The organism is Bradyrhizobium sp. 172 (assembly GCF_023101065.1).
GTDB classification, from domain to species: domain Bacteria; phylum Pseudomonadota; class Alphaproteobacteria; order Rhizobiales; family Xanthobacteraceae; genus Bradyrhizobium; species Bradyrhizobium canariense_D.
The window spans coordinates 5,339,676-5,360,788 of record NZ_CP064701.1 but is presented as its reverse complement, the minus strand read 5'-3'; the positions used below and the strand labels follow the sequence as shown (position 1 = coordinate 5,360,788).

22 protein-coding genes are annotated in these 21,113 nt (G+C 64.8%); 13 read left to right on the top strand and 9 right to left on the bottom strand.

What is annotated here, in order from left to right; translation table 11 throughout:
• The first annotated feature begins 67 nt into the window (after positions 1-67).
• Both IVB07_RS25920 and IVB07_RS25915 read left to right on the top strand, forming a co-directional pair.
• A complete protein-coding gene (locus tag IVB07_RS25920; RefSeq protein ID WP_026233257.1) occupies positions 68-1,396 on the top strand; it encodes a glycosyltransferase family 87 protein in 1,329 nt (442 codons plus the stop codon).
• A gap of 53 nt (positions 1,397-1,449) precedes the next feature.
• A complete protein-coding gene (locus IVB07_RS25915; RefSeq protein ID WP_018456868.1) occupies positions 1,450-2,844 on the top strand; it encodes a M20/M25/M40 family metallo-hydrolase in 1,395 nt (464 codons plus the stop codon).
• A gap of 196 nt (positions 2,845-3,040) precedes the next feature.
• Here the strand turns inward: IVB07_RS25915 and IVB07_RS25910 are convergent, their stop codons facing one another.
• Together IVB07_RS25910 and IVB07_RS25905 are read right to left on the bottom strand one after the other, a co-directional pair.
• Complete coding sequence (locus IVB07_RS25910) at positions 3,041-3,820, bottom strand: class II aldolase/adducin family protein (RefSeq protein ID WP_018456867.1); 780 nt, start codon at positions 3,818-3,820, stop codon at positions 3,041-3,043.
• Between the two features lie 187 nt (positions 3,821-4,007).
• Positions 4,008-5,657 (bottom strand): glycosyltransferase family 39 protein, encoded by a 1,650-nt coding sequence (locus tag IVB07_RS25905; RefSeq protein ID WP_247300178.1) that lies wholly within the window; start codon positions 5,655-5,657, stop codon positions 4,008-4,010.
• A 313-nt stretch (positions 5,658-5,970) separates the two neighbouring features.
• Between IVB07_RS25905 and IVB07_RS25900 the strand changes: the two genes are divergently transcribed.
• Together IVB07_RS25900 and IVB07_RS25895 are read left to right on the top strand one after the other, a co-directional pair.
• Complete coding sequence (locus tag IVB07_RS25900; RefSeq protein ID WP_018456865.1) at positions 5,971-6,846, top strand: hypothetical protein; 876 nt, start codon at positions 5,971-5,973, stop codon at positions 6,844-6,846.
• Between the two features lie 189 nt (positions 6,847-7,035).
• Entirely contained in the window at positions 7,036-7,452 is a 417-nt protein-coding gene (locus IVB07_RS25895; protein ID WP_018456864.1) for a MucR family transcriptional regulator, read from the top strand.
• A gap of 5 nt (positions 7,453-7,457) precedes the next feature.
• Here IVB07_RS25895 and IVB07_RS25890 read toward each other — a convergent pair whose 3' ends face one another.
• Both IVB07_RS25890 and IVB07_RS25885 read right to left on the bottom strand, forming a co-directional pair.
• The gene (locus IVB07_RS25890; RefSeq protein ID WP_018456863.1) at positions 7,458-7,889 is read right to left on the bottom strand and encodes a SufE family protein; all 432 of its coding nucleotides are present in this window, start codon (positions 7,887-7,889) and stop codon (positions 7,458-7,460) included.
• A 68-nt stretch (positions 7,890-7,957) separates the two neighbouring features.
• Entirely contained in the window at positions 7,958-8,383 is a 426-nt protein-coding gene (locus IVB07_RS25885; RefSeq protein WP_018458485.1) for a DUF5330 domain-containing protein, read from the bottom strand.
• Between the two features lie 384 nt (positions 8,384-8,767).
• Between IVB07_RS25885 and IVB07_RS25880 the strand changes: the two genes are divergently transcribed.
• From IVB07_RS25880 to IVB07_RS25870, 3 genes are read left to right on the top strand one after another with little or no spacing between them, the layout of a single operon-like run.
• Entirely contained in the window at positions 8,768-10,684 is a 1,917-nt protein-coding gene (locus tag IVB07_RS25880; protein ID WP_088930786.1) for a PAS domain-containing sensor histidine kinase, read from the top strand.
• Positions 10,677-11,372, top strand: coding sequence for a peptidoglycan-binding domain-containing protein (locus IVB07_RS25875; protein ID WP_018458487.1), 696 nt, complete (start codon positions 10,677-10,679; stop codon positions 11,370-11,372). Before IVB07_RS25880 ends, IVB07_RS25875 begins: the two co-directional genes overlap by 8 nt.
• Positions 11,373-11,427: 55 nt before the next feature.
• Positions 11,428-11,772 carry a DUF1491 family protein gene (locus IVB07_RS25870; RefSeq protein WP_018458488.1) on the top strand — a complete coding sequence of 115 codons (345 nt, stop codon included), beginning with the start codon at positions 11,428-11,430 and terminating at the stop codon, positions 11,770-11,772.
• On the opposite strand, the gene IVB07_RS25865 is transcribed toward IVB07_RS25870, so the two are convergent.
• Positions 11,769-12,755: a DUF2336 domain-containing protein gene (locus IVB07_RS25865; RefSeq protein ID WP_018458489.1), complete on the bottom strand. Its 987-nt coding sequence runs from the start codon at positions 12,753-12,755 to the stop codon at positions 11,769-11,771. The genes IVB07_RS25870 and IVB07_RS25865 overlap by 4 nt on opposite strands.
• A gap of 253 nt (positions 12,756-13,008) precedes the next feature.
• Here IVB07_RS25865 and IVB07_RS25860 point away from each other — a divergent pair, with 253 nt between their 5' ends.
• Together IVB07_RS25860 and IVB07_RS25855 are read left to right on the top strand one after the other, a co-directional pair.
• On the top strand, positions 13,009-13,197 hold the full coding sequence (locus IVB07_RS25860) for a hypothetical protein (protein ID WP_018458490.1): 189 nt from the start codon (positions 13,009-13,011) through the stop codon (positions 13,195-13,197).
• Positions 13,198-13,212: 15 nt separating this feature from the next.
• Positions 13,213-13,974, top strand: coding sequence for a hypothetical protein (locus tag IVB07_RS25855; RefSeq protein ID WP_018458491.1), 762 nt, complete (start codon positions 13,213-13,215; stop codon positions 13,972-13,974).
• On the opposite strand, the gene IVB07_RS25850 is transcribed toward IVB07_RS25855, so the two are convergent.
• The gene (locus IVB07_RS25850) at positions 13,971-14,828 is read right to left on the bottom strand and encodes a LysR family transcriptional regulator (RefSeq protein ID WP_018458492.1); all 858 of its coding nucleotides are present in this window, start codon (positions 14,826-14,828) and stop codon (positions 13,971-13,973) included. The two genes, IVB07_RS25855 and IVB07_RS25850, sit on opposite strands and share 4 nt — an antisense overlap.
• A 95-nt stretch (positions 14,829-14,923) precedes the next feature.
• On the opposite strand from IVB07_RS25850, the gene IVB07_RS25845 reads away from it, so the two are divergent.
• Complete coding sequence (locus tag IVB07_RS25845; protein WP_026233595.1) at positions 14,924-15,751, top strand: MBL fold metallo-hydrolase; 828 nt, start codon at positions 14,924-14,926, stop codon at positions 15,749-15,751.
• Between the two features lie 9 nt (positions 15,752-15,760).
• Here the strand turns inward: IVB07_RS25845 and IVB07_RS25840 are convergent, their stop codons facing one another.
• The 3 genes from IVB07_RS25840 to IVB07_RS25830 all read right to left on the bottom strand — a co-directional run bounded on the left by IVB07_RS25840 (position 15,761) and on the right by IVB07_RS25830 (position 18,022).
• Entirely contained in the window at positions 15,761-16,354 is a 594-nt protein-coding gene (locus tag IVB07_RS25840) for an amino acid synthesis family protein (RefSeq protein ID WP_018458494.1), read from the bottom strand.
• A gap of 9 nt (positions 16,355-16,363) precedes the next feature.
• Positions 16,364-17,227: a fumarylacetoacetate hydrolase family protein gene (locus IVB07_RS25835; protein ID WP_018458495.1), complete on the bottom strand. Its 864-nt coding sequence runs from the start codon at positions 17,225-17,227 to the stop codon at positions 16,364-16,366.
• 93 nt (positions 17,228-17,320) lie between these two features.
• Positions 17,321-18,022, bottom strand: coding sequence for an FCD domain-containing protein (locus IVB07_RS25830; protein ID WP_018458496.1), 702 nt, complete (start codon positions 18,020-18,022; stop codon positions 17,321-17,323).
• A gap of 112 nt (positions 18,023-18,134) precedes the next feature.
• On the opposite strand from IVB07_RS25830, the gene IVB07_RS25825 reads away from it, so the two are divergent.
• The 3 genes from IVB07_RS25825 (at position 18,135) to IVB07_RS25815 (ending at position 21,102) form a co-directional block, all read left to right on the top strand.
• Positions 18,135-19,127 carry a zinc-dependent alcohol dehydrogenase family protein gene (locus IVB07_RS25825; protein ID WP_247300175.1) on the top strand — a complete coding sequence of 331 codons (993 nt, stop codon included), beginning with the start codon at positions 18,135-18,137 and terminating at the stop codon, positions 19,125-19,127.
• A gap of 16 nt (positions 19,128-19,143) precedes the next feature.
• Complete coding sequence (locus IVB07_RS25820; RefSeq protein ID WP_018458498.1) at positions 19,144-20,049, top strand: VOC family protein; 906 nt, start codon at positions 19,144-19,146, stop codon at positions 20,047-20,049.
• A gap of 75 nt (positions 20,050-20,124) precedes the next feature.
• Positions 20,125-21,102, top strand: a complete 978-nt coding sequence (locus tag IVB07_RS25815) for a tripartite tricarboxylate transporter substrate binding protein (protein ID WP_026233596.1) — start codon at positions 20,125-20,127, stop codon at positions 21,100-21,102.
• The last annotated feature ends 11 nt before the right edge of the window (positions 21,103-21,113 follow it).

Here is a 21,113-nt window from a genome sequence, read left to right as displayed (position 1 = left end):
GGGTGATCAGGACTCTCCAAGCGTTCGTTGGTCTGCTAGGTGCTATGGCCCCTGACTGGACCACATCGTGACCTCACCTAAATCTTTCGTTCGATCCGGCGCACTCCGAACCCTGTCGTTGCGTGCGCCACTCGACCTGCTCTTCCTGCTCTGCTGCTTCATCCTGGCTGCCGATGTCCTTGGTCCCGAGATCTTCGGGCACGGCAAGACCAAGGACTACGGCCTGTGGTACTGGGCCGGGCAGCAGGTCTTGAAGGGTGGGCCGCTCTATCCCGGCGATATCCACCAGTACTTCGAGTTCATCTACCCACCGCTGCCGGCGATCCTGCTGGCAGTCCCGAGCTGGTTCGGCAAGATCGCGCTCTACAGCGTGCTGTCGATCCTGAATATTGCGGCGTGGTGGTACACCGGGATGCTCTCCAATGCCATGAGCGGTTCGGGCCGGACGCCTGGCCCTTGGCTGGAGGCGCTGCCCGCTCTCGTCACCGTGACCTTCGTGTTCGACATGTTCGATCTTGGCCAGCCGAACCTCGTCTTGCTGGCGATGATGCTCTACGGCTTCTGGAGTTTGCAGCATCAGCGCTCCTGGCTCGCAGGCTTCATGTTCGCGCTCGCCGCCGCCATCAAGGTGTTTCCCATTGCGGTGCTGCCCTATCTGGTCTGGCGGCGAAAGTGGGGAGCCGCCGTCGCTACGGTCGCGTTCGCCGGCATACTTCTCTATATCGTGCCGGCCCCCATTCGCGGCTTCGAGCGCAACGCCGCCGAGGTCAAGACCTGGTATCAGGGCATGGTCGGGTCGAGTTCGGAAAAAGGATTTGGCCAGCGCGACGAGCAGAACTGGTCGTGGGTGAACCAGTCACTCATTGCTGTCACGCACCGGCTGGTCCGGCCAATCAACTACAATCAGGAGGATCCGAGCAAGCCGCCGCGCACGATGAATGTCATCGACGTCGATTACAGGACGGCGAACTGGATCGTGCTGGCGCTGTCGGCGTTGCTCGGACTCGGCTTCGTCGCGGTCATGCCACGGCAAGCGCGGCGCACGGCGCGTTCGGACGCCGAGGAACTCGGCATCCTGTTCTGCCTGATGACGGTGGCATCGCCTCTGGCGCGGCAATACTACTTCATGTGGCTGTTCTTCCCGATGACGGTGCTGATGCATCGTGCCGCCTTCGACGAGCGGGCGAACGTGCGCCTTGGAACCTGGCTCGCCCTTGGCGCCGCCGGCATCCTCATGCTGCTGGCGCTGCCGTGGTTTCCAAATGTCTTGCAGGCCTGGGGCAACAACCTCGTCGCCACGGCGGTGCTCGCAGCTAGTCTCGCATGGCACATCCGGCATCCGCCGGTTGCGGCTGGCCCCAACGCCGCGGCAGCGCTAAAAGCCGATAGTTCTTGAGAAGACATCTTGAGCCCCGACGTCTTGGGATTCGAACGCAGGGAATACGACCAATGGCAAATGCGCAGCTTCAATCCGTGCTCGACCACATCGATAAGGAGTTCGACAACAGCCTGGAGCGCCTGTTCTCGCTGTTGCGGATCAAGTCGATCTCCGCCGATCCGGCCTTCGCGGCCGATTGCAAGGCGGCGGCCGAGCATCTTGCCAGGGACATCGCGAGCCTCGGCGTTGCCACTGAAGTGAGGCCAACCGCCGGCCATCCCGCGGTCGTCGGCAAGAGCTTCGCGGGCGGCCGTCCGCATGTGCTGTTCTACGGCCACTATGATGTGCAGCCGGTCGATCCGCTCGAGCTCTGGCACCGCCCGCCATTCGAGCCTGTTGTGACCGACCATGCCGATGGCCGCAAGATCATCGTGGCGCGCGGCGCCGAGGACGACAAGGGCCAGGTCATGACCTTCGTCGAGGCCTGCCGCGCCTGGAAGAAGGTGACGGGGTCGCTGCCGATCGACGTCACGTTTTTGATTGAAGGCGAGGAAGAAGTCGGCTCGAAGAACTTCGTGCCCTTCATCGAAGCCAACAAGGACGAGTTTAAGGCTGACTACGTGCTGGTCTGCGACACCGGCATGTGGGACCGCAACACGCCGGCGATCACGACCTCGCTGCGCGGCCTGCTCTATGAGGAGCTCAAGATCACCGCCGCCAATCGCGACCTGCATTCCGGCGTGTTCGGCGGTAGCGCGATGAACCCGATCCGGGTGCTGACCAAAATTCTCGGCGCGCTGTTCGACGACGACAATCGCATCACCATTCCGGGCTTCTATGATGGGGTGAAGGACACGCCGCCGGATATTCTCGCGCAGTGGAAGAAGCTCGATTTCACGCCGGACACATTCCTCAAGCCCGTTGGGCTATCGATACCGGCCGGCGAGAAGGGCAGGCTCCTGGTCGAGCAAGCTTCCACGCGTCCGACCTGCGACGTCAACGGCATCTGGGGCGGTTATATCGGTGAGGGCTCGAAGACGGTGATCCCGTCGCACGCCTCGGCCAAGGTCTCGTTCCGACTGGTCGAAGGGCAGGATCCGCAAAAGATCCGCAAGGCTTTCCGTGAGTACGTGACGGCGCGCATTCCGGGAGACTGCAAGGTCGAGTTCGGCGACCACTCTGCCGGGCCTGCGATTGCGCTCGACTGGAACATGAAGCCGCTCGCCGCGGCCAAGACCGCGCTGACCGAGGAATGGGGCAAGGAGACCGTGTTGATGGGCTCGGGCGCCTCGATCCCGATCGTCGCGGACTTCAAGCGTACGCTTGGGCTGGATTCGCTGCTCGTCGGTTTCGGCCTCGACGACGACAATATCCACTCGCCGAACGAGAAGTACGACCTCCGCAGTTTCCAGAAAGGCATCCGTTCCTGGGCCCGCATCCTCGCGGCGCTGGCGGAGGTGAAGTAGGGCGCTCTTTCCTCGTCATTGCGAGCGTAGCGAAGCAATCCAGAAATCTCTCTCCGGCGCCAGCCTGGATTGCTTCGTCGCTTCGCTCCTCGCAATGACGGGGCCAAATAAAAACGCCGCCCGGAATTGGGCGGCGTTTCATTCCAAAAGGCGTAGAGGTTCGTTGACCGTTACCCTACACCAAATCCCGAAAATTTCAAGAGCGGTAGCCCGGAAGCTCGCGGTCCAGCTTGCGTAGCAGCGGTGGCCACACGAGGTTGGTGGCGCGCAGCTCGGCGCGGTCGCGGTTGGCGAGCAGCTCGGTGTTCTTGTCGATCGCGACATCGTCGACCGGGTAGACCGGCGTGCCCAGCGCGCGCGTACGCACCTGCATCGAGCAGGCTCGCTCGAGGTGATACATGCGCTCGAAGGCCGAGGCGACCGAGCGCCCGACCGTCAGCGTGCCGTGGTTGCGCAAGAGCATGTGGTTGTGGTCGCCTAGGTCCTTCTGCAGCCGCGGCCGCTCGTCGTGGTCGAGGGCGATACCTTCATAGTCGTGATAGGCGAGGTCGTGGGTGACGAGCTGGGCGGTCTGGTTCAGCGGCAGCAGGCCTTCGGCGCTGCTCGAGACAGCGGTGCCGTCGAGGGTGTGAAGATGCAGCACGCAGATGGCGTCCTCGCGAACCTCGTGGATCGCCGAGTGGATGGTGAAGCCGGCGGGGTTGACGCTGTATTCGCTCTCGGAGAGCTGGTTGCCGTGCAGATCGACCTTGACGAGGCTCGACGCCGTGATCTCGTCGAACATCAGCCCGTAGGGGTTGATGAGGAAATGATGGTCGGGGCCGGGCACGCGCGCTGAGATGTGGGTGTCGACCAAGTCGTCCCAGCCGTAGAGCGAGACGAGGCGATAGCAGGCGGCGAGATTGACCCGTTGCTGCCACTCGGCCTCCGTCATGTTCGACGGCACTTCCTTCAGGCGCGCTTCCGCTGGCGACATGGCTGATCTCTCCGAACATCGTTGTTGCAGGGAGGGAGCGTAGTCCTGCCGCGACCTGCCAGCAAGGCACACAAAGCGCGGCAGTCCAGCGTAGCCCGCATGGGCGAAGCGACATGCGGGGCTGCCTGATAGGCCCCGGATGTCGCTGCGCTCATCCGGGCTACGGTCCTACAAGAGAGAAGAATTTTTACGGCGCCGGGATCGAGAGCAGGCTGGAAATGCTGCTGCCGCGGATATCGTAGACGCGGGCGAACACCACGTCGTCGCGCTTGATCTCGACCAGCACGGGGGCGGTGAGGCCCTTGCAGTAGAACTCACCGAGCGTCATGGCGAAATCGGCGGCATTGGAATCCCAGCCAATGGTGAAGTCGGGGCCGAGCGCGACCTGGGCGGGACGCTGCGGACCGCACACGGCGACCTTCCATTTCCGGTTGCGCGGCGGCACTTCCTGGCGTTCGACCAGCTGCTCGCGCAATTCGTCGGAGGCCTGCTTCAGCGCGAGGCCCCAATAATCCAGCATGAAGCGGTCGTCGGCGCCGCGCACGGTGCCGGCGATGTGGTTGAAGTGGGTGTATTGATAGGGATGCAGGCGGATCATCTCGGCGAGCGAGAGCGCAAGGCCAAAGCAGAAGGTGGCGAGCACGACCGGCTGCCAGGTGCGATGATTGGCGCGCAGGCGCTCCATGGCCCAGCCAAAGGCGACGCCGCCGAGCACCGCCATCGGCGGGATCACGAAGACGAAATGGCGGATGCCATTGTACAGCGCCGGTCGCTTCACCATCGCGATCGCGAGCGGCAGCGTCGCGGCGAGCGTGAGCATCAGCAGGATGGTCTTGCGGCGGGCTGGGACCTCGCGGCGGGGCAGCATAACCAAGGTGCCGATCACGGCGCCGAACGTCAGCACTAGCATCACCTCGGGCAACTGAAGTGCGAACAGCGTCGGCAGATAGGACCAGGGCATGTCAGGCACGGATACGATCGCGCCGTCGAACATCTCCTTCCAGGGTTTCTCGAAGAAGTGCGAGAAGTAGGTCAGCGCCTCGAAGGGATTGCCGGGCTCCATGATCGACCACGGCCAGATCAGCCCCATCACGAGATAGCCGAGCACGAGGCCGGGCAGCAGCACGTAGACGACATGAGCGAAGCGTCGGACCGACTCGCGCAGGCCCTCGCTGCGCAGTTCCTCCAGGAACAGCGGCATGAAGCCGATTACGGCATAGACCAGCGCAAGGCCGCCGAGGATGCGGGTGCCGAGCGAGAGGCCGGCACCAAGGCCGACGATCAAGATCGTGCGCGGCGAAGGCCGCGGATATTCCTCGGCGAGGCGCACAAGGCCCAGCATCAGGATGATCATGGCCACGGCGAAGGGCGCATCCTTCGGGTTCATGAACATGTGGCCGTAGAAGATGGGGCAGAGCGCGAGCAGCAAGAGTGAGGCAAGTCCCGCAAGCGGGCCGCCGATACGGCGGCCGAGCCGCCACGTCACGGCAAGTCCGATCACGCCGACGACGGCGCCGACCAGACGGCGCGTCTCGAACAGCTCGAGCGGAATCACCTTGTGCAGGAGGGCCGCGACCATGTCGAAGCCGCCGCCATACATATAGAGGTTGGCGAAGGAGAGTGCCGCGGTGTCCTTGAAACCGGAACCGAACATGCGCAGCAGCAGGTCGGCATATTCGGCGTGGGTGTAGTCGTCCCAGCCGAGCCCATAGTCGCGGAAGGTCAAGCCTGCAATGACGGCGACCGCAGCCAGCACCAGCATGGCGAGATCGTCGCAAGTCCGTTCAACCGAGCGCCGCAGAGGCGTGTCGATCGCCGAAGTCGTGATGGATGTCATGGCTATTGGTGACCCGGAATCCCCTCTTGGCCCTGCTGGTGCGCGCGGGCCTGCTCCCCGGAATCCCTATAGCGCAGTTCCATTACCAAGTAATTGGGCATTATGGCTAAATTCCTGATGCAACGCAGCAAATCCGACCAACTTGAGAGCAGCCTAGAAGTAGCGAGCCGTAGCTGAAGGGAATGTGAATAAGTCCCTGATTTCCTTTCCTTTAGGAACGCAGCCTATAATTCGACGTTGGCGTGGAACACCGGATGACGGTATCGTGGCGTGACGAGTGTCGCGTATGGCTGCGCGGCCGGGGGTGAGTTCGATGGCGTTGGCATTGTTGATCGCGGGGATTTTCGCCGTTTTGGCGGGCCTCCTTGCGATCCTGTTCGGCTTCACCGTCAGGGAATTCAGTCTCGGCAGTACCCTCATAATCTCCGGTACCATCGGCGTCTGCTCCGGACTGTTACTGGCCGGCCTCTACGTGGTGGTCGCGGAGTTGAAGGGCATCGCTCGCCGGCTGGCTGGATCAATTGCACCATCCGACGTTCGGGTCAGGCCCGTGCTGCCGGGTCTCGGGATGGCCGGGACGCCTGCCCCCGCGCCTGAGCCGGCGGGCGCCGAGAAGATGGAGCCGGCGCCGCCATTGCCGGCCGCAGGACCGCCGCCTTGGCAGAACGAAGCAGCCGCGCGCGAGCGTCCGCGCGTCGAGCCGCCGCCAGCGCCGGAAGCTCCGAGCCCGCCTGAGGTTCCGGAACCGCCGCGCCGGCGCAACCTGTTGTTCGCCTCGACCTCCCGCAAGGAGCGTGAGCGCGCGGAAGCGAAGACCGGCGAGGGCTTGCCGCCGCTGCCGCATGCCGAGCCGTCGGCGGAGCCTGCCGCCCCGGAGACGCCGCCTGCGAGCTTTGACGACGCCTGGCCGAAGCCGGACCGTATGAGGCCTCCGGAGCCGCCGGCCGCCGCGCGGCGCCCGCCACCGCGCTCGCCGTCGACCTTCGCTGAGCCTGCTCCGCCGCCCGCACCCGAGCCTGCGGCTGCGGCCGAGCAGGCGCCTGTGACCGTGCTCAAATCCGGCATCGTCGACGGCATGGCTTATTCGCTCTATTCCGATGGCTCGATCGAAGCCCAGATGCCTGAGGGGATGATGCGCTTTGCCTCGATCGACGAGCTGCGCTCCCACCTCGACCAGCGCGGCGCTTGAGAGCGGGCGCAGGCAAATCTGGTGCAGGCAAAGGCTAGCGTAGACAAGTAAAGCGGTGGTGTTCTTGTCACTTCGTCAGTAATCAGCCCGGATTCCTTAGTCGTCCCATTTCAGCCGAACGTATTGTTGACACGGAATACTTTGGCGTCGTCTCTCGCGTGAGACGCAAGGTGGAGAAAGGCGGGGCTTATGTCGGATGCTGGGGCTAAGAATTTCGTTGAGCTGACGGCGGGCATCGTGTCGGCCTATCTCAGCAACAATCCAACGCCTGCGGCTGAGATTCCGAATCTGATCAGCCAGGTGCATGGCGCGCTGGTGCGCGTTTCGTCAGGCCGCACCGAGACGGCGCCGCTCGAGCCAGCGAAGCCGGCGGTCTCGCTGAAGAAGTCGATCGCGCCCGATTATCTGGTTTGTCTGGAAGACGGCAAGCGCTTCAAGTCGCTGAAGCGCCATCTGCGCACCCAATACAACATGACGCCGGAGCAATATCGCGAGAAATGGGGCCTGCCGGCCGACTATCCCATGGTCGCACCGAACTATGCGGTGGCCCGCTCGCAGCTTGCGAAGCAGATGGGACTGGGACAGCAGCAGCGGAAGCGGAAGTAGAGTTTCTACGACGCTTCCGCGAGCGCCTCTTTCGCGTCGGTCTTGATCCGCTCGACCATCGAGCGCAGGCCGTTGGAACGCTGCGGCGTCAGATGGTCGCGAAAGCCGAACTCGTCGAATACGGCAATGGCGTCGGTCGCAAGAATCTCCTGTGGCGTGCGGCCGGAGTAAAGCGACAGCACGATCGCGACCAGCCCGCGCACGATGTGGGCGTCACTGTCGCCGCGATATGTCAGGATCGGCGCGCCGTCATCGCGACGATCAATCAGCTTCTGAAGCCAGACCTGGCTGACACAGCCATTCACCTTGTTCTCGGCCGAATGCTCGGCTTCGGACATCGGTTCCAGGGTGCGGCCGAGCTCGATGACGTACCGATAGCGGTCGTCCCACTCGTCCAGAATCTCGAAATTATCCCTGATTTCATCGATCGTCGTCATGCTGGCCCAAAGTTCCCGTTCAGGCCAATATAGGGACGCAAAGCGCCGAAATCGATAGGGTTTGGGCCCTAATTCGCTGTCGCGGGCGCCGGGCCGCGCCATTCCAGCGCGAGGTCGTCCTGGGACAGGGTGTCGCGCGGCGCCTCGCTCGCAGCAAGATCGCCTTCGCCGGCCAGCGCGATCGAGCCGGTGTGGTCGGGCGCCTTCTTGTCGGGCTTCTCGAGCTGCTCTTTCTTGTCGTTGATGATCTGGTAGATCTTCTTTGCGCCGTCCTGCGCCCGCTGGCCGATGATGGTGGCGGCCTGTCCGCCGACCTCGCAGGCCGCTGGCTGGCGCTTGCAGAACTGGGTCATGTCGGAGACGGCCGCGGTCGCAGCCTGCACCGCGTCGGCAGCGCCGATCTGCGGCAGCTTGTCCGATTCGGGCGTCTTGTCCCGCGGCAGGAGCACCAGCACCAGCCCGAGCCAGAATGTGATGCGAAGCAGAAAGCGCATCTTGCGACCTGTATGTTAGATCCCGCCGCGGCGATCTCCGCGGATGTCGGACCTAGCAACTCTCGATAAATCGCAAGTGATTGCCTTCCGCTTAATTCGCGGAAAATTGACTCAAGAATCTTTGCTATCGATGGTGTCGTAAATTTTCGATTGACGTCCGTGCCGTGAGCGCTGCCGCCACGCCCGTCCACCATTTCGAAACCATGCGCATCACGGTGAAACCCTGTGTTCACCATCCTCGCCGATGACGTCGTCAAATCGTCTAAAAAGCCCTGCGATGACGGGGTGTCCGGCGGCGCGCCGCGATGCCTTAGTGTTCGTTTAAGGTCGCTCTGACACGGTGGCTCAACGATAAGGAGGCGTTCCGGCGCGTCTTCCCGACGAATGAGCCGAAGCGCGAGACCCGTGACAGTTTTGAGTATCATCCGCGATTGTCTCGATGCGCTGCTGCATCCCTCCGCGCGTTACGACGCGCTGACGCGAGCGCGCCATCGTGCCTTCATGGCCCCGCGGCTGCTCGGCAGCCTAGCCGCCTTTGCCGCATTCCCGGTCTATCTCGCCATGCGCGGCGCGCCGAGCGCGATCGAGGTGGCAGCCTTCGCCTGGCTGATTGCGCCGATCCTGTTGTCCTGGTTCCTGTCGCGCACCGGCCGTTACGAAGGCGCGCATGTGCTGTCGTCGCTGGCGCTCTCGGGCCTGATCATGGCGGTTGCGGTGACGACCGGCGGCATCGAATCATTCGCCGCAATCTGGCTGGTTGTCGTTCCCCTCGAAGCTGCGCTGTCGGCCTCGCGCCGCGTCGCGGCCTTTGCCTCGCTGCTGGCGCTGTCCTGCGCCGGCATCCTGATCCTCGTCAGCCAGCTCGGCTGGCTGACGATTGGCGATACCAGCGCTGCGGAACGCGGCGTGCTGATAGCGTTCGGCGTCGCCTCGGCGACGCTCTATGCCGCAGGTCTGGCCTTCGGAGCGGAATCGCTCGCGCGCACCAGCGTTGCGCTCCTGTTGCGTGAGGAAGAGCGTTACCGCCTCCTGGCGCGGAACATGAGCGACGTCATCTCGCGGCATCAGCGCAACGGCGCGGTGCAGTTCATTTCACCGGCGGTGGAAGCCATGCTCGGCGTGCCCGTCGCGCAGCTGCTCGGCCACGGCCTGTTCGATCGCGTCCATGTCGCCGATCGGCCGGCGTATCTGACGGCGCTGTCCGATGCCGCGCGCGGCGACGTGCGTAGCGTTGAGTTCCGGTTGCGCCGGGAGCGTGCCGGCTCGGAGCGCGGCCAGGTTGATTTCATCTGGGTCGAGATGCGCTGCCGCCCGCTCGATCAGGATCTGGGCCGTGATGCCACGCGCGAGGCCGATGTCGTCGCCGTGATGCGCGATGTCACCGACCGCAAGCTGGGGGAGCAGGCGTTCGATCAGGCGCGCAGCGCTGCAGAGGCGGCGGACGCCGCCAAGACGCGCTTCCTCGCCACCATGAGCCATGAGCTGCGCACGCCGCTGAACGCCATCATCGGCTTCTCCGAGATGATCACGCAGGAGCAGACCTTGATGCTGGGCGCGGCCCAGCGGAGGGAATACGCCCAGCTCATCAACGATTCCGGCCAGCATCTGCTCTCGGTCGTCAACGGCATCCTGGACATGTCCAAGATGGAGTCGGGCAATTTCGAGATGGCGTCCGAACCGTTCGCGCCGCGTGCATCATTGATGCATTGCTGCAATCTGCTGGCGCTGAAGGCGCGGGAGAACGGCGTCGATCTCGTCACCGATGCGCCGCAGGACCTGCCTGTCATGACCGGCGATCCGCGCGCCTTCAAGCAGATCGTGCTCAACCTCGTCGCGAACGCCGTCAAGTTCACCGAGCGTGGCGGTCAGGTCACCGTCACGGCCGCGGTCTCGGGCTCGCAGCTTGCGCTGCGCGTCAGCGACACCGGTATAGGCATCGCGCCTGACGATCTCAAGCGCATCGGCGCGCCGTTCTTCCAGGCCGGCAAGACCTATCAGCGCCGTCACGAAGGCACCGGCCTCGGACTTTCGATCGTGAAGAGCCTGGTGGCGTTGCATCTCGGCGAATTGACGGTACAAAGCAGGCTCGGCGAGGGCACTGCCGTCACCGTCAAGCTGCCGCTCGTCTACACGCCGCAAGCCAAGACGTCTGATATGAAGACTTCTGATGGCAAGATGTCCGACAGCAAGGCGAGCGAGAGCAAGATCGCGACCCTGACGCCGGTGCTACGCCAGGAAGTTCAGGACCATCCTCACGACCAAGTTCAGGACCAACCCGCTCTGGTGAAGAAAAGTGCCTAAAAAGTCTGCCAAGGACGAAGCCGCTCCGCGCCGCCGTGGCGCCAAGGCCGCGGTCATCGATGTCGAGACCGAGCGCAATCTCGTGCTGCGCGTGCTGCTGCATAGCCCCAAGGATACCCTGGCCGGTCTCGTCGCCGTTGCCGCCATCGGCGCGATCGTTGCCAATGCGCTGTTCCTGCAGACCGGCCGGCATCCAGCGCCGATGTTCGGCACCGTGATCAATCTTCCCGCACCGTCGTCCCTGGCGCTGTCGAACCCCTTGCCGCGTCCGCGTCCCGTCGGCGCCGATACCTCGCCGCTCGAGCCGAGAGCGACGGAGTTTCGTGCCGAACCCAGACCTGCGGAAAAGCCGCCGGAGAGGCCCGTCGAGGCGACCGCATCGACGCCGCGCTCGGGCGATCCCATGACCAATCTGGTCAAGCAAACGATTTCGGCGCCGCCCTCCGTCACGCGTCCTCCGGCGCCGATCCCCGTGCAGCAGAGCCCGGCCGCGCGGCGCATCGCCGGCGTGCAGCGCGCGCTGTCCGAATATGGCTACGGGAATTTGAAGATCACGGGGGCGATGGGCGCCGAGACCCAGTCCGCGATCCAGAAATTCGAGCGCGAGCACAAGATGCAGGTCACCGGCCAGCTGTCCGACCGCCTGCTCCGCGAGCTCGGCGCCGCGATCGGACACCCCGTCGAATAGTCGTGACTGTTGCGAAGGCTGGTGCTGATTGCAGCGCTGTCCTATCGTGCGCTCCATGCGTTTGAAATCAAATATCTGGGTCTCAGCCTATCTGCGCCGGTGCCAGACCGAGGGCGTGTACGGCGCGGTGCGGCGTCGCGGCGCGGAGGAGGCGGGTGCGGTGTTCGTGAAGGTCTCGCTGCTTGACGGCAATGCGATGCTCTATGTGCCGGCGCCGCAGACCTCTTATGACGACGGTCGGCCGGTCGATCGCTTCTTTGTGCCGCTTGCGCCGCAACCGATGCCGGAGCCCGCGGTGGAGGAGCGCCTGACCAAGGAAATCCGCTTCGACTCCGATATCTGGATCGTCGAGACCGAAGACCGCGCCGGGCGGCATTTTCTCGAGCTGGCGAAGGCCTAACGATCCGATCCGTCAGTCCCTGTCCGCACCGCGGGCGCGGAGCCGGGCTGCACGCCCGGGCGCGTCTGGCTTGCGCCCACACGTGCGCGCTGGCGCTCGCTGTCATGCAGCGAGGGCTGGTACTTTGCGCGGGTGACGGCGAGCGTCGAGCCGCGCCAGGCGGCCAGCATCACCAGCGCCGCGCGATCGCTGAGGCGATCGTAAAGACGCGACAGCCGGTACACGTCGGTCACGGAGTTGCCGATCTCCGGCTTGAAGAACAGCAGGATACGCTGGAACACCGGGCTCGGCATGTCGAGCGCGCGCGCGGCGACTGCGAGCGCTTCGCCGCTTGCATCGTCGACGATCTGGGCTGCGACGCGCGAGGGCAGGATCAGGCTGTCGCCGAGCTCGGAGGTGAAATTCTCGACATCGCCCGCGATCGCCGCCATCTCGAGGATCTGGATCGCGCGCTTGGCGCGCACGATCGGAATCCGCGGCGCCGCCTTCAGCGGGGTCTGCGCCAGATTGTGCAGGATCAGCGCGCGCTCGGGGGCGCCGGCGCGGAAGAACATGTCGTGGATATCGGCCGCGTCCGTTGGCTGCATTGCCATGTTCGAGGCCATGCGCAGCTCGGCGTCGCTTGGCGTGCGAACCGGCAAGGGGGCAGGAGGGGGAGCAGAGGCGGGCGCCGGGGTTTCGCGCGCGAGCGGAACCCTGCGGCCCTCCTGCGCGGCCGACAGTCCGAGCTTCTGCATGATCGGGGCGGGCGTCGACGGATAGATCGCAAGCCGCGCCTTGACGGCCGCGCGCGTCGCGTCGTCGACCTGGTCGATCAGTCGTGTGGCGAGCTCGACGAACTGGCGCTGCTCGTCGTCGCTGTGGGTGCTCGACTGGACATAGAGGTCGGTCAGCACGCGCAGCAGCGTCGGACGAACATCGACGCCTTCGCGACGGGAGAGGGTCATCAGCCCGTCGAATCCTGGAAACAACGACTTGGTCATGGAGAGATACGCGACCTGGAAGAGATACTCGCCGGAGCCTATCGCGGGCTCCTTTAAAGGCTCGTTAAGGAAAACGAGGCGTGAAGCCGAACGCCTGCTTTGAAGCGTTCTCGTGCCGCAACGGGACGGTGGGTCCCGCCCGTGCGGTTACGGTGCCGCCGGCACGTTTACACCCCGTTAACCATGAACTGATCTTAATGATCCCCATGTTGCAGAGGCGCGCCGGGTCGCGCGGCAATTGAAGAGAGCTGATATGGGGACCATCATCGAATTTCCGGCCGGTCGCCGGGTGGGCGCGTCGGTGGACGTGGCTCCGCGCGCGGACATGGGCACGATTTTGATCCTTCCCGTGATCCGCATCGAGCGCGAGAGCGACGAAACCAGCGGCGATCACGGGCCGGAGCAGGGCACAGCGCCGGGGCGCCGTCGTCGTCGCCGTTAGCCTTCGGACTTTGCAATGCCGGAGAACCTCCGTCAGATCCGGCCCATCGTAACGGCCCTCATGCTCGCAGTGCTGGGCGCGACGCTTGCCGCCTGTAGTGGCGGCGATTTCGGCCGGACCCGTGCCGACATGCGCAGCGACGACATGCATCGCTGGCTGGGCGCGGAAGTCACCTCCAGCGTTGGCCTGAAGCCATCCCAATTCCAGCTCACCGACGAGGAGCGCCAGCTTCGCGACCTCGCCTATCCCCTGATCGAGCCGCCGCTGTCGCGGCCCGCCTGGAAGAGCGTGTTCGGCGACTACAAAGCGCTGCCCTCGCCCTGGCGGCAAACGATCGTGTTCGACCGCACCATGTATGGTCGCACGCTGATCGACGAGCCGCACCGTTCGCATTCTTCGCGCTATACGCAGTTGATGGAAGACGTGCGCAACGACATCACCCGCTTCGAGCCGTTCTTCGCCTCCGCGATCCGCGTCATCGACCTCGACAAGAAGCGCAATGCCAGCATGGCGCGCGTCTCCTCCCTCTCGCCGAAGGAGAAGGAGGACGCGGTCGAGCGCATGCAGGAGAATTCGCTGATCATCCAGTGGGTGCAGCAGTGCCTCGAGCAGCGCGTGTCGTCCTATCGCTGGGGTCTGGAGCGGCTGGTGATCCAGGCGCCCGACGGCATGGCCGCCGATGCCGACCGCCTGATCGGCGAACTCGCCGCCCAGACCGCCAACCCGCCGGTCGCGGCCCAGCCGCCCTACGGCCGTGCGGTCGTCTCGAAGGGTTAGGATTTTCCGCGGGCGCGCGATCGTTGCCCCGCGGGCTTGCGCCGCTGCTTCCGGAGCTTGCTGACAAGATCCTTCAGCGCATCCGGTAGCGGCACGGATGCGCGATAGGCGAGCCCGACCTCGCGCTTGACCTTGACCTCGATCTCGCGCACCGCGACATCCGGATTGCCGCGCGCTACGCCTTCCGGGACGATGGCGATGCCAACGCCGGCTGCGACCAGCGCCATGGCCCAATCCTCTGATTGCGCGATCGCCGCGGTCTGTCGGGCCTGCGGGTTGCGGCGGAAGAACTCGCTTTGCTCGCAATGGCAGCGGTCGATCAAGGGGACGCCGGCGAGATCGGCGGTGCGAAGCTTCTCCTTCAGGGCCAGCGGATGCGACGGCGGCAGCGCTGCGACATAGCGCTCACTCCACAGCGCCACGAAATGTTCGTCAGCGCGCAGCACGCTCTTGGAGATGATCCGCGCGTCGGCGCGCTCGTCGCTGCCGACGAGGCGGAGTGCGATGTCGGCGCGCGCCGTCAGCGGCTTGAGCAGTGCGATCGTCCGGGGCACGTCGAGCGTGCGCATCAGGCCGAGCGTCACATTGGTTTTGGTGCTCGGTCTCCTGAACAGGCTGCGCGCCGCGTCGGTCTCGTCGATGATGCGGCGGGCGAGCGTGTGAAACTGCTCGGCCGAGGCGGTTGGCGCGACGCCCTTCTTGTGCCGGATGAACAGCGTGGTGCCGAGCTCGGCCTCCAGATGGGTGATCGCGGTGGAGATCGACGGCTGCGAAACGAAGCAGACGCGCGCCGCCGCGGTCAGGTTGCGCTCGCGGTAGACGGCGGCGAAGTAGCGGAGTTCGCGTATGTCCATAGGATATGCCTAGAGATATTATCAATATTCGATATTTTACCTATGGATCTAACGATGACAAGAACGCTCTGCTCACAACAGGCAGGGAACGCGCGATGAAAATTCACCATCTCAACACCGGCACGATGTGCCCGATGGGGCGGCGCCTCGTGAACGGCACCGGCAGCCTGTTCCAGCGCGCCCGCATGGTCTGCCATTGCCTGCTAGTGGAGACCAATGACGGGCTCGCCCTGGTCGATACCGGCATTGGACTTGGCGATATCGCAACGCCCGATCGGCTGGGACGACGATGGCTGCGGCAGACCGCGCCAAGGCTCGATCCGGCGGAGACGGCGGTGCAACAGGTGAAGGCACTCGGCTATTCCCCCAAGGACGTGCGCCATGTGCTGCTGACCCATCTCGACCGCGATCACGCTGGCGGCGTGCCGGACTTCCCGCATGCCGCGATCCATGTCCATCGCGCCGAATACGACATGGCGGTGCAGCGCAAGCCGGCGCCGCCGGAAGGGCGCTATGTCACCGGGCAGTGGAGCCATGGACCGAGCTGGACATTCTATGGCGAAGCCGGCGAAGACTGGTTCGGTTTCAAGGGCGTGCGCGCCCTCGGCGACGCAGAGGCGGACATCCTGATGATCCCGCTCGCCGGCCATACGCTCGGCCATTGCGGTATCGCGGTGCGATCAGGCGACAAATGGCTGCTGCACGCCGGCGACAGCTATTTCCATCACGGCCAGCTCGACGCATCGCCCCGCATGCCGCTGGTGCTGGGCTATTTCCAGCGTCGCGCCGACATGGACCGCGGCATGCGGATCGCCAACCAGGTGCGACTGCGCGCGCTGAAGCTGAACCACGGCGAACGCGTCACGATCGTCAACAGCCATGATCCCGTCGATTACGAGCGTTGCCGCTGCAACGCGCATTGATCGCGCCCGTCAGCGCTGTCCGTCGTGCGCGGAGATCGCGGATGCCGCGAGGCCTCCGATGCGCGCGTGAGGCCGGCCGCCGGTCGCCATCACGAGCCCGAAGGCGATCTCGTCGCGCCGTGGTGAATCCCACAGCGTCATCTCCGCGGTGCCGAAATGGCTGCGGACATAGGCGGCGTGGATGTGCCCGAGCGGAACCATGAGCCGCGTGCCCGGACCGCCGATGGTCTTCGCCGCCGGAACGATCGCCTTGGGCTGACCGAGCACCTCGCGCATGCCCTGACCGCCGGCCTCGTGCCAGACCGCGCCGTGCTCGAGCTCGCCGTCCTCGCCGACGATGATGCCCTTGCCATAGGCTTCGATCTGCGCGGCGCCGCCGAGCTGCGCGATCAGCCGTGTTGCGAGCTCGCGCCCGAGTTCGCGCAAGGATGCCTGAAACGGCATCAGGTCGGGTTCGAAGCGGCCCGCGAAAGGATTGCGGATCACCGCAATGGCCGTCCCGACCAGCAGAGGCTTCTCCAGCCGGGGACCGCGCTCGTGCCAGGTGGTCTCGACGCTAAGCGCGGTCTTGCGGATGTCATGGGACACGTCTTGAGACGACATGCGCAGGCGCTATGCTTCGTCGACGACGGGATTGCGCAGCACGCCGATGTTCTCGATCTCGACCTCGACCACATCGCCGGGCGTGAGGAAAACAGGCGGCTTGCGAGTGAAGCCGACGCCGGCCGGCGTGCCGGTGGCGATGACGTCGCCGGGGACGAGGTCGAAGATGGTCGAGCTGTACTCGATCAGCCGCGGAATCGAGAAGATCAGCATCGAGGTGTCGGACGACTGCACCACCGCGCCGTTGACGCGCGTCTCGAGCTTCAATTTGGTGGGATCGCCGATCTCGTCCGGCGTCACCAGCCATGGTCCGAACGGGCCGGTGCCGACGAAGTTCTTGCCGGAGGCGATCTGCTGGGCGTGACGCTGCCAGTCGCGCACGCTGACGTCGTTGTAGATCGAATAGCCTGCCACGTGATCCCAGGCGTCGGCCTGGCTGATGTGACGGCCGCTCTTGCCGATGACCACGGCAAGCTCGCCCTCCCAGTCGAAATTGTCCGAGACTTTCGGCCGGATCACCGGCGCGTTGTGCGCGACCTGGGAGCGCCAGACCCGGAGGAAGATCGGCGGAAATTCCGTGATCTCGCGCTTCATCCCGAACGCCACGGCTTCATTGTGGTGGTCGAGATAATTGCGCACGGCGCAGACGATCTTCTCCGGACGCGGGATCACCGGCAGATATTTGACGTCACTGAGCGCCATTGTGGGCTTGTGCCCGGCGACGATGGCCTCGCGCCGCGCATAGTCGTCGCTGCCGAGGAAGTCCGCGAGAACAGGATACTGGGGCAGGGCGCGACCGAGATCCACCACGCCATTCTCGGCAACGGCGCCCCAGCTCTCCCGATTCCCATCCAAGAACGACAGCAGCTTCATGGTACGCCTCAAAGGTTGGCATTTTCGATCTTGCCTATTATTTTCGAAAATCAGGCGAGGCGCAAGCCCGCGGCGATAAAAAGCCGTTGCCGCCTATTCGGTATCGAGCAGATGCGCGGCGTAGGTCGCCACGTTGTCGGCGGTCGTGCGGATATGCGCCTCGATCAGCTGCACCGCGAGATCCGGATTGCGCGAGATGGCGGCTTGCATGATCGCCTGGTGCTCGCCGGCCTTGTCGCGCGGGCGGGGGCGGAAATTGGCCGAAAGGTGCCGATAGCGCTCGGCGCGATCGAACAGATCGGCGCGAATGGCGAGGAGTGTCGCGGAGCCGCAGGCGGACACCAGCGCCTGGTGGAATTGGCGGTGGGCGATCTTCCATTCGGGATCGCGCAGGGGATGTTCCGGATCGCGCTGCTCGATTCGCTTCAATCTGTGCAGGGTCGAGATGACGGCGATTTCCCAGTCGTCGTCGCCCCGCTCGATCGCGCGGCGGATCAATTCCACCTCGATCAGCACCCGGGCATCGGTGACTTCCACCAGGTCCTGGCGGCTGACCGGCGCCACCCGAAATCCGCGCTGCTCCTGCGCGTCGACCAGGCCTTCGGCGGTAAGCGCCGTCAGCGCCTCGCGCAGCGTCGTGAAACTTACGCCGAATCGTTCGCGCAGGACGTCGAATCGCAGCGGCTCGCCCGGCGCCAGGCCGCAGGCAATGATCTCCTCGCGCAGCCGATGGGTGATGTCGGCGGCAACGGTCTTGCCGAATTCCTTGCGGGAGCGAATGGCGCTTTCGGACATGATTTCTGTCATTTGAATCGATGGCTCAACATGCCGCGCCAACGACCATCTTGCAATAATTTTCGTAAACGGTATGATTTTCGAAAATATAGCTGGGGAGGCGTGTGACATCATGAGAGCGGTGCTGGTGCGTCAGCCGGGTGGGCCGGATGCACTCGAGTTGGTTGAGCTTCCGGTGCCTGTGCCCGGACCAGGCCAGGTGCAGATTCGCGCCGAAGCGTTCGGCGTTGGGCAGCCCGATGTGCTGATCCGGCGTGGCGTCTACAAATGGATGCCGCCACTGCCGGCCAATCCGGGCAACGACGTCGCCGGCCGCATCGCCGCGCTCGGGTCCGGCGTCGAGGGGCTTGCGATCGGCCAGAAGGTGCTGCTGAGCGCACGCGACCTGTCGCAGCGCGGCGGCTGCTACGCCGACTATGTGGTCGCGCCTGCGGACGCCATTCATGTGCTGCCCGACAATGTCGATCTGCAGGCGGCCGTGTGCCTGTCGAACTACCAGGTCGCTTACGCGCTGCTGCACGAGTGCCGCCATCCGCGCGCACCGGCGAGCGTGCTGGTGATCGGGGCGGCGGGTGGTGTCGGCACCGCGCTGGTACAGCTTGCCAAGCTCGCACAGATGAATGTCATCGGCACGGTCTCCACCGAGGAGAAGGCCGCATTCGCGCGGGGCAACGGCGCCGATGAGATCATCTTCTACCGCCGCGAAGACGTGGTGGCGCGGGCCCGCGAGCTGACCAAGGGCGAGGGCGTCGGCCTCGTGCTCGATCACGTCTGTGGGCCTGAGTTCACCGGCTATCTCGGCGCGCTCGGCAAATGGGGGACGCTGCTGTCGTACAACGCCTTCGCCGGGTTGCCGGAAGAAAACCTGATGGCGGCGATGCGCGACCATCTCGACATCTGCCCGGCGATACGCTGCTTCTCCTTTCATATCTACGACCACGATCGCGACGGGCGTCGCGCGCTCATGCGCAATGTGATTGACGCGCTGAGCCGCAATGCGATCAAGCCGGCGATCTCGGCGGTCCTGAAGCTCGACGAGGTCAGGCAGGCCCACACGCTGCTCGAGCAGGGCTCCGCGCTCGGCAAGATCATCATGACGCCATGAGGGGGTGGATCGCACAATGACGACACAAGCACCCATTGCACGCTTCACCCGGCTCCGGCACGCGAGCTTTGCCTCGCCAGATCCCGAGCGGTTGCTCGACTATTACCGCGCCGCGATCGGTCTTGGCCTCGTCGGCCGCGACGGCAACCGCATCTTCCTCGCCAACGATGCCGAGCAGCTTTCGCTGGTGATCGAACCCGGCCACGCGGCGCTGACGAGCATCGCCTTCGAGATAGCTCCCGATGTCCAGATCGAGACGCTCGGCGCGGCGCTGAAGCAGGCCGATCTGCGGCCCGAACTTCAGAGCGATCCCCTGCCTGGCGTTTCCAGGCTGCTGTCGTTCAGCGATCCCGAAGGAACGCGCTTCGAGTTGATCCAGGGCTGGACGCCGACGCCCGCGCAGGAGCGGATCGGAGCGCTTGCCGTCAGCAAGATCGGCCATGTCGCGCTTGCTACGCCCGATCCGCGCGCGGCTTCGGAGTTCTACGCGAACATGATGGGCCTGCGCGTCTCCGACTGGATCGAGGATCGCTTCGTGTTCATGCGCAGCGGCTTCGAACATCACACGCTGAACTTCGCCCGCGCGCCCGTCCGTGGCCTGCATCATGTCGCGTTCGAGCTGCGTGGTGCCGCCCACATGCACGAGGCCTGCGATCATCTCGCGCGGCACAAGCTGCCGGTTCTCTGGGGGCCGGTGCGTCATGGCCCCGGGCACAACACCGCGATCTACCACCGCAATCCCGACGGGCATGTGGTCGAGCTGTTCTTCGATCTCGACCGCATGACCGACGAGGCGCTCGGCTATTTCGAGCCGCGTCCCTGGCATCGCGATCGACCGCAGCGGCCAAAAGTCTGGGTCGGCCTGCCGCGCGACGTCTGGGGCATGCCGCCATCGCCTGAATGCACGGAGTTCGCCCGCTAGCGGATCAAACGCGAGTTGAAGAAACGCCGCCTCGTCGCGGCCAACGATAGAACAACCAAAAGGGAGGACGCATCCATGCAACGGATGAAGCGGCTTGCTGCGGCGATTTTTCTGTTTGGCGGTTTTTTCGCAACCACTTCGGCGTCGGCGGAGAATTATCCGTCGCGCCCGATCCGGCTGTTGCATGGATTTGCCGCCGGCGGCGCGGCCGACACGCTGTCGCGCATCATCGCCGACGGGCTCTCGAAAAAGCTCGGGCAGCCGATCATTGTCGAGGCCAAGCCGGGCGCCGGCGGCAACATCGCCGCGGATGCCATCGCGAAGGCGGCGCCCGACGGCTACACGATCGGGCTCGTCACCGGCGCTCACGCCATTTCCGCGGCGACCTACAAGAGCCTCGCCTACCAGCCGGCCGAGAGCTTCGAGATGATCTCGACGCTGGTCTATTACGCGCTCGTCATTGCCGTGCGTAGCGACTATCCGGCAAAATCGCTGGGTGAGCTCGTCGCCATGGCAAAGCAGAAGCCCGGTGCGCTCAGCTTTGGATCGGTCGGTTTCGGCAGCACGCACCATCTTGCAGGAGAGCTGTTGAACGCAGCCGCCGGCGTCGAGATCGTGCACGTGCCCTATCGCGGCGATTCCCAATCCGTCACCGCGCTGCTCGGCGGAGAGGTTCCGGTGATCGTCGGCACGCCGGTCCTGCTCGCCCCGCAGATCCAGGCCGGTGCGATCCGCGGCCTGGCGGTGACCTCGCCGACGCGCACCGCATTGTTGCCCGACGTGCCGACCGTTCAGGAAGCCGGGATCAAGGGATATGACGTGCGCACCTGGGCCGGCCTGCTGGCCCCGAAGGGAACGCCGCCCGGCATCATCGCCGCACTCAATGCGGCGACGCTGGATGCACTCAGGGATCCCGACCTCAAGCAGCGCCTGGAGACCGCCGTCGGCGGCGAGGTTCGCGGCAGCTCGCCGGAGGAGATGAAGACGCTGATCGAGACCGAGATCAGCAAATGGATCGGCGTGGTGGAGCGGGCGAAGATCCCGAAGATCTGATGGTCGAAGTG

Coding starts and splice junctions, on each gene's coding strand:
- IVB07_RS25915 (WP_018456868.1), top strand. CDS start 1,450: ATGGCAAATGCGCAGCTTCAATCCGTGCTCGACCACATCGATAAGGAG.
- IVB07_RS25900 (WP_018456865.1), top strand. CDS start 5,971: ATGGCGTTGGCATTGTTGATCGCGGGGATTTTCGCCGTTTTGGCGGGC.
- IVB07_RS25895 (WP_018456864.1), top strand. CDS start 7,036: ATGTCGGATGCTGGGGCTAAGAATTTCGTTGAGCTGACGGCGGGCATC.
- IVB07_RS25855 (WP_018458491.1), top strand. CDS start 13,213: ATGCCGGAGAACCTCCGTCAGATCCGGCCCATCGTAACGGCCCTCATG.
- IVB07_RS25820 (WP_018458498.1), top strand. CDS start 19,144: ATGACGACACAAGCACCCATTGCACGCTTCACCCGGCTCCGGCACGCG.
- IVB07_RS25890 (WP_018456863.1), bottom strand. CDS start 7,889: ATGACGACGATCGATGAAATCAGGGATAATTTCGAGATTCTGGACGAG.
- IVB07_RS25880 (WP_088930786.1), top strand. CDS start 8,768: ATGAGCCGAAGCGCGAGACCCGTGACAGTTTTGAGTATCATCCGCGAT.
- IVB07_RS25850 (WP_018458492.1), bottom strand. CDS start 14,828: ATGGACATACGCGAACTCCGCTACTTCGCCGCCGTCTACCGCGAGCGC.
- IVB07_RS25830 (WP_018458496.1), bottom strand. CDS start 18,022: ATGTCCGAAAGCGCCATTCGCTCCCGCAAGGAATTCGGCAAGACCGTT.
- IVB07_RS25840 (WP_018458494.1), bottom strand. CDS start 16,354: ATGTCGTCTCAAGACGTGTCCCATGACATCCGCAAGACCGCGCTTAGC.
- IVB07_RS25870 (WP_018458488.1), top strand. CDS start 11,428: ATGCGTTTGAAATCAAATATCTGGGTCTCAGCCTATCTGCGCCGGTGC.
- IVB07_RS25905 (WP_247300178.1), bottom strand. CDS start 5,657: ATGACATCCATCACGACTTCGGCGATCGACACGCCTCTGCGGCGCTCG.
- IVB07_RS25815 (WP_026233596.1), top strand. CDS start 20,125: ATGCAACGGATGAAGCGGCTTGCTGCGGCGATTTTTCTGTTTGGCGGT.
- IVB07_RS25885 (WP_018458485.1), bottom strand. CDS start 8,383: ATGCGCTTTCTGCTTCGCATCACATTCTGGCTCGGGCTGGTGCTGGTG.
- IVB07_RS25835 (WP_018458495.1), bottom strand. CDS start 17,227: ATGAAGCTGCTGTCGTTCTTGGATGGGAATCGGGAGAGCTGGGGCGCC.
- IVB07_RS25825 (WP_247300175.1), top strand. CDS start 18,135: ATGAGAGCGGTGCTGGTGCGTCAGCCGGGTGGGCCGGATGCACTCGAG.
- IVB07_RS25860 (WP_018458490.1), top strand. CDS start 13,009: ATGGGGACCATCATCGAATTTCCGGCCGGTCGCCGGGTGGGCGCGTCG.
- IVB07_RS25845 (WP_026233595.1), top strand. CDS start 14,924: ATGAAAATTCACCATCTCAACACCGGCACGATGTGCCCGATGGGGCGG.
- IVB07_RS25910 (WP_018456867.1), bottom strand. CDS start 3,820: ATGTCGCCAGCGGAAGCGCGCCTGAAGGAAGTGCCGTCGAACATGACG.
- IVB07_RS25865 (WP_018458489.1), bottom strand. CDS start 12,755: ATGACCAAGTCGTTGTTTCCAGGATTCGACGGGCTGATGACCCTCTCC.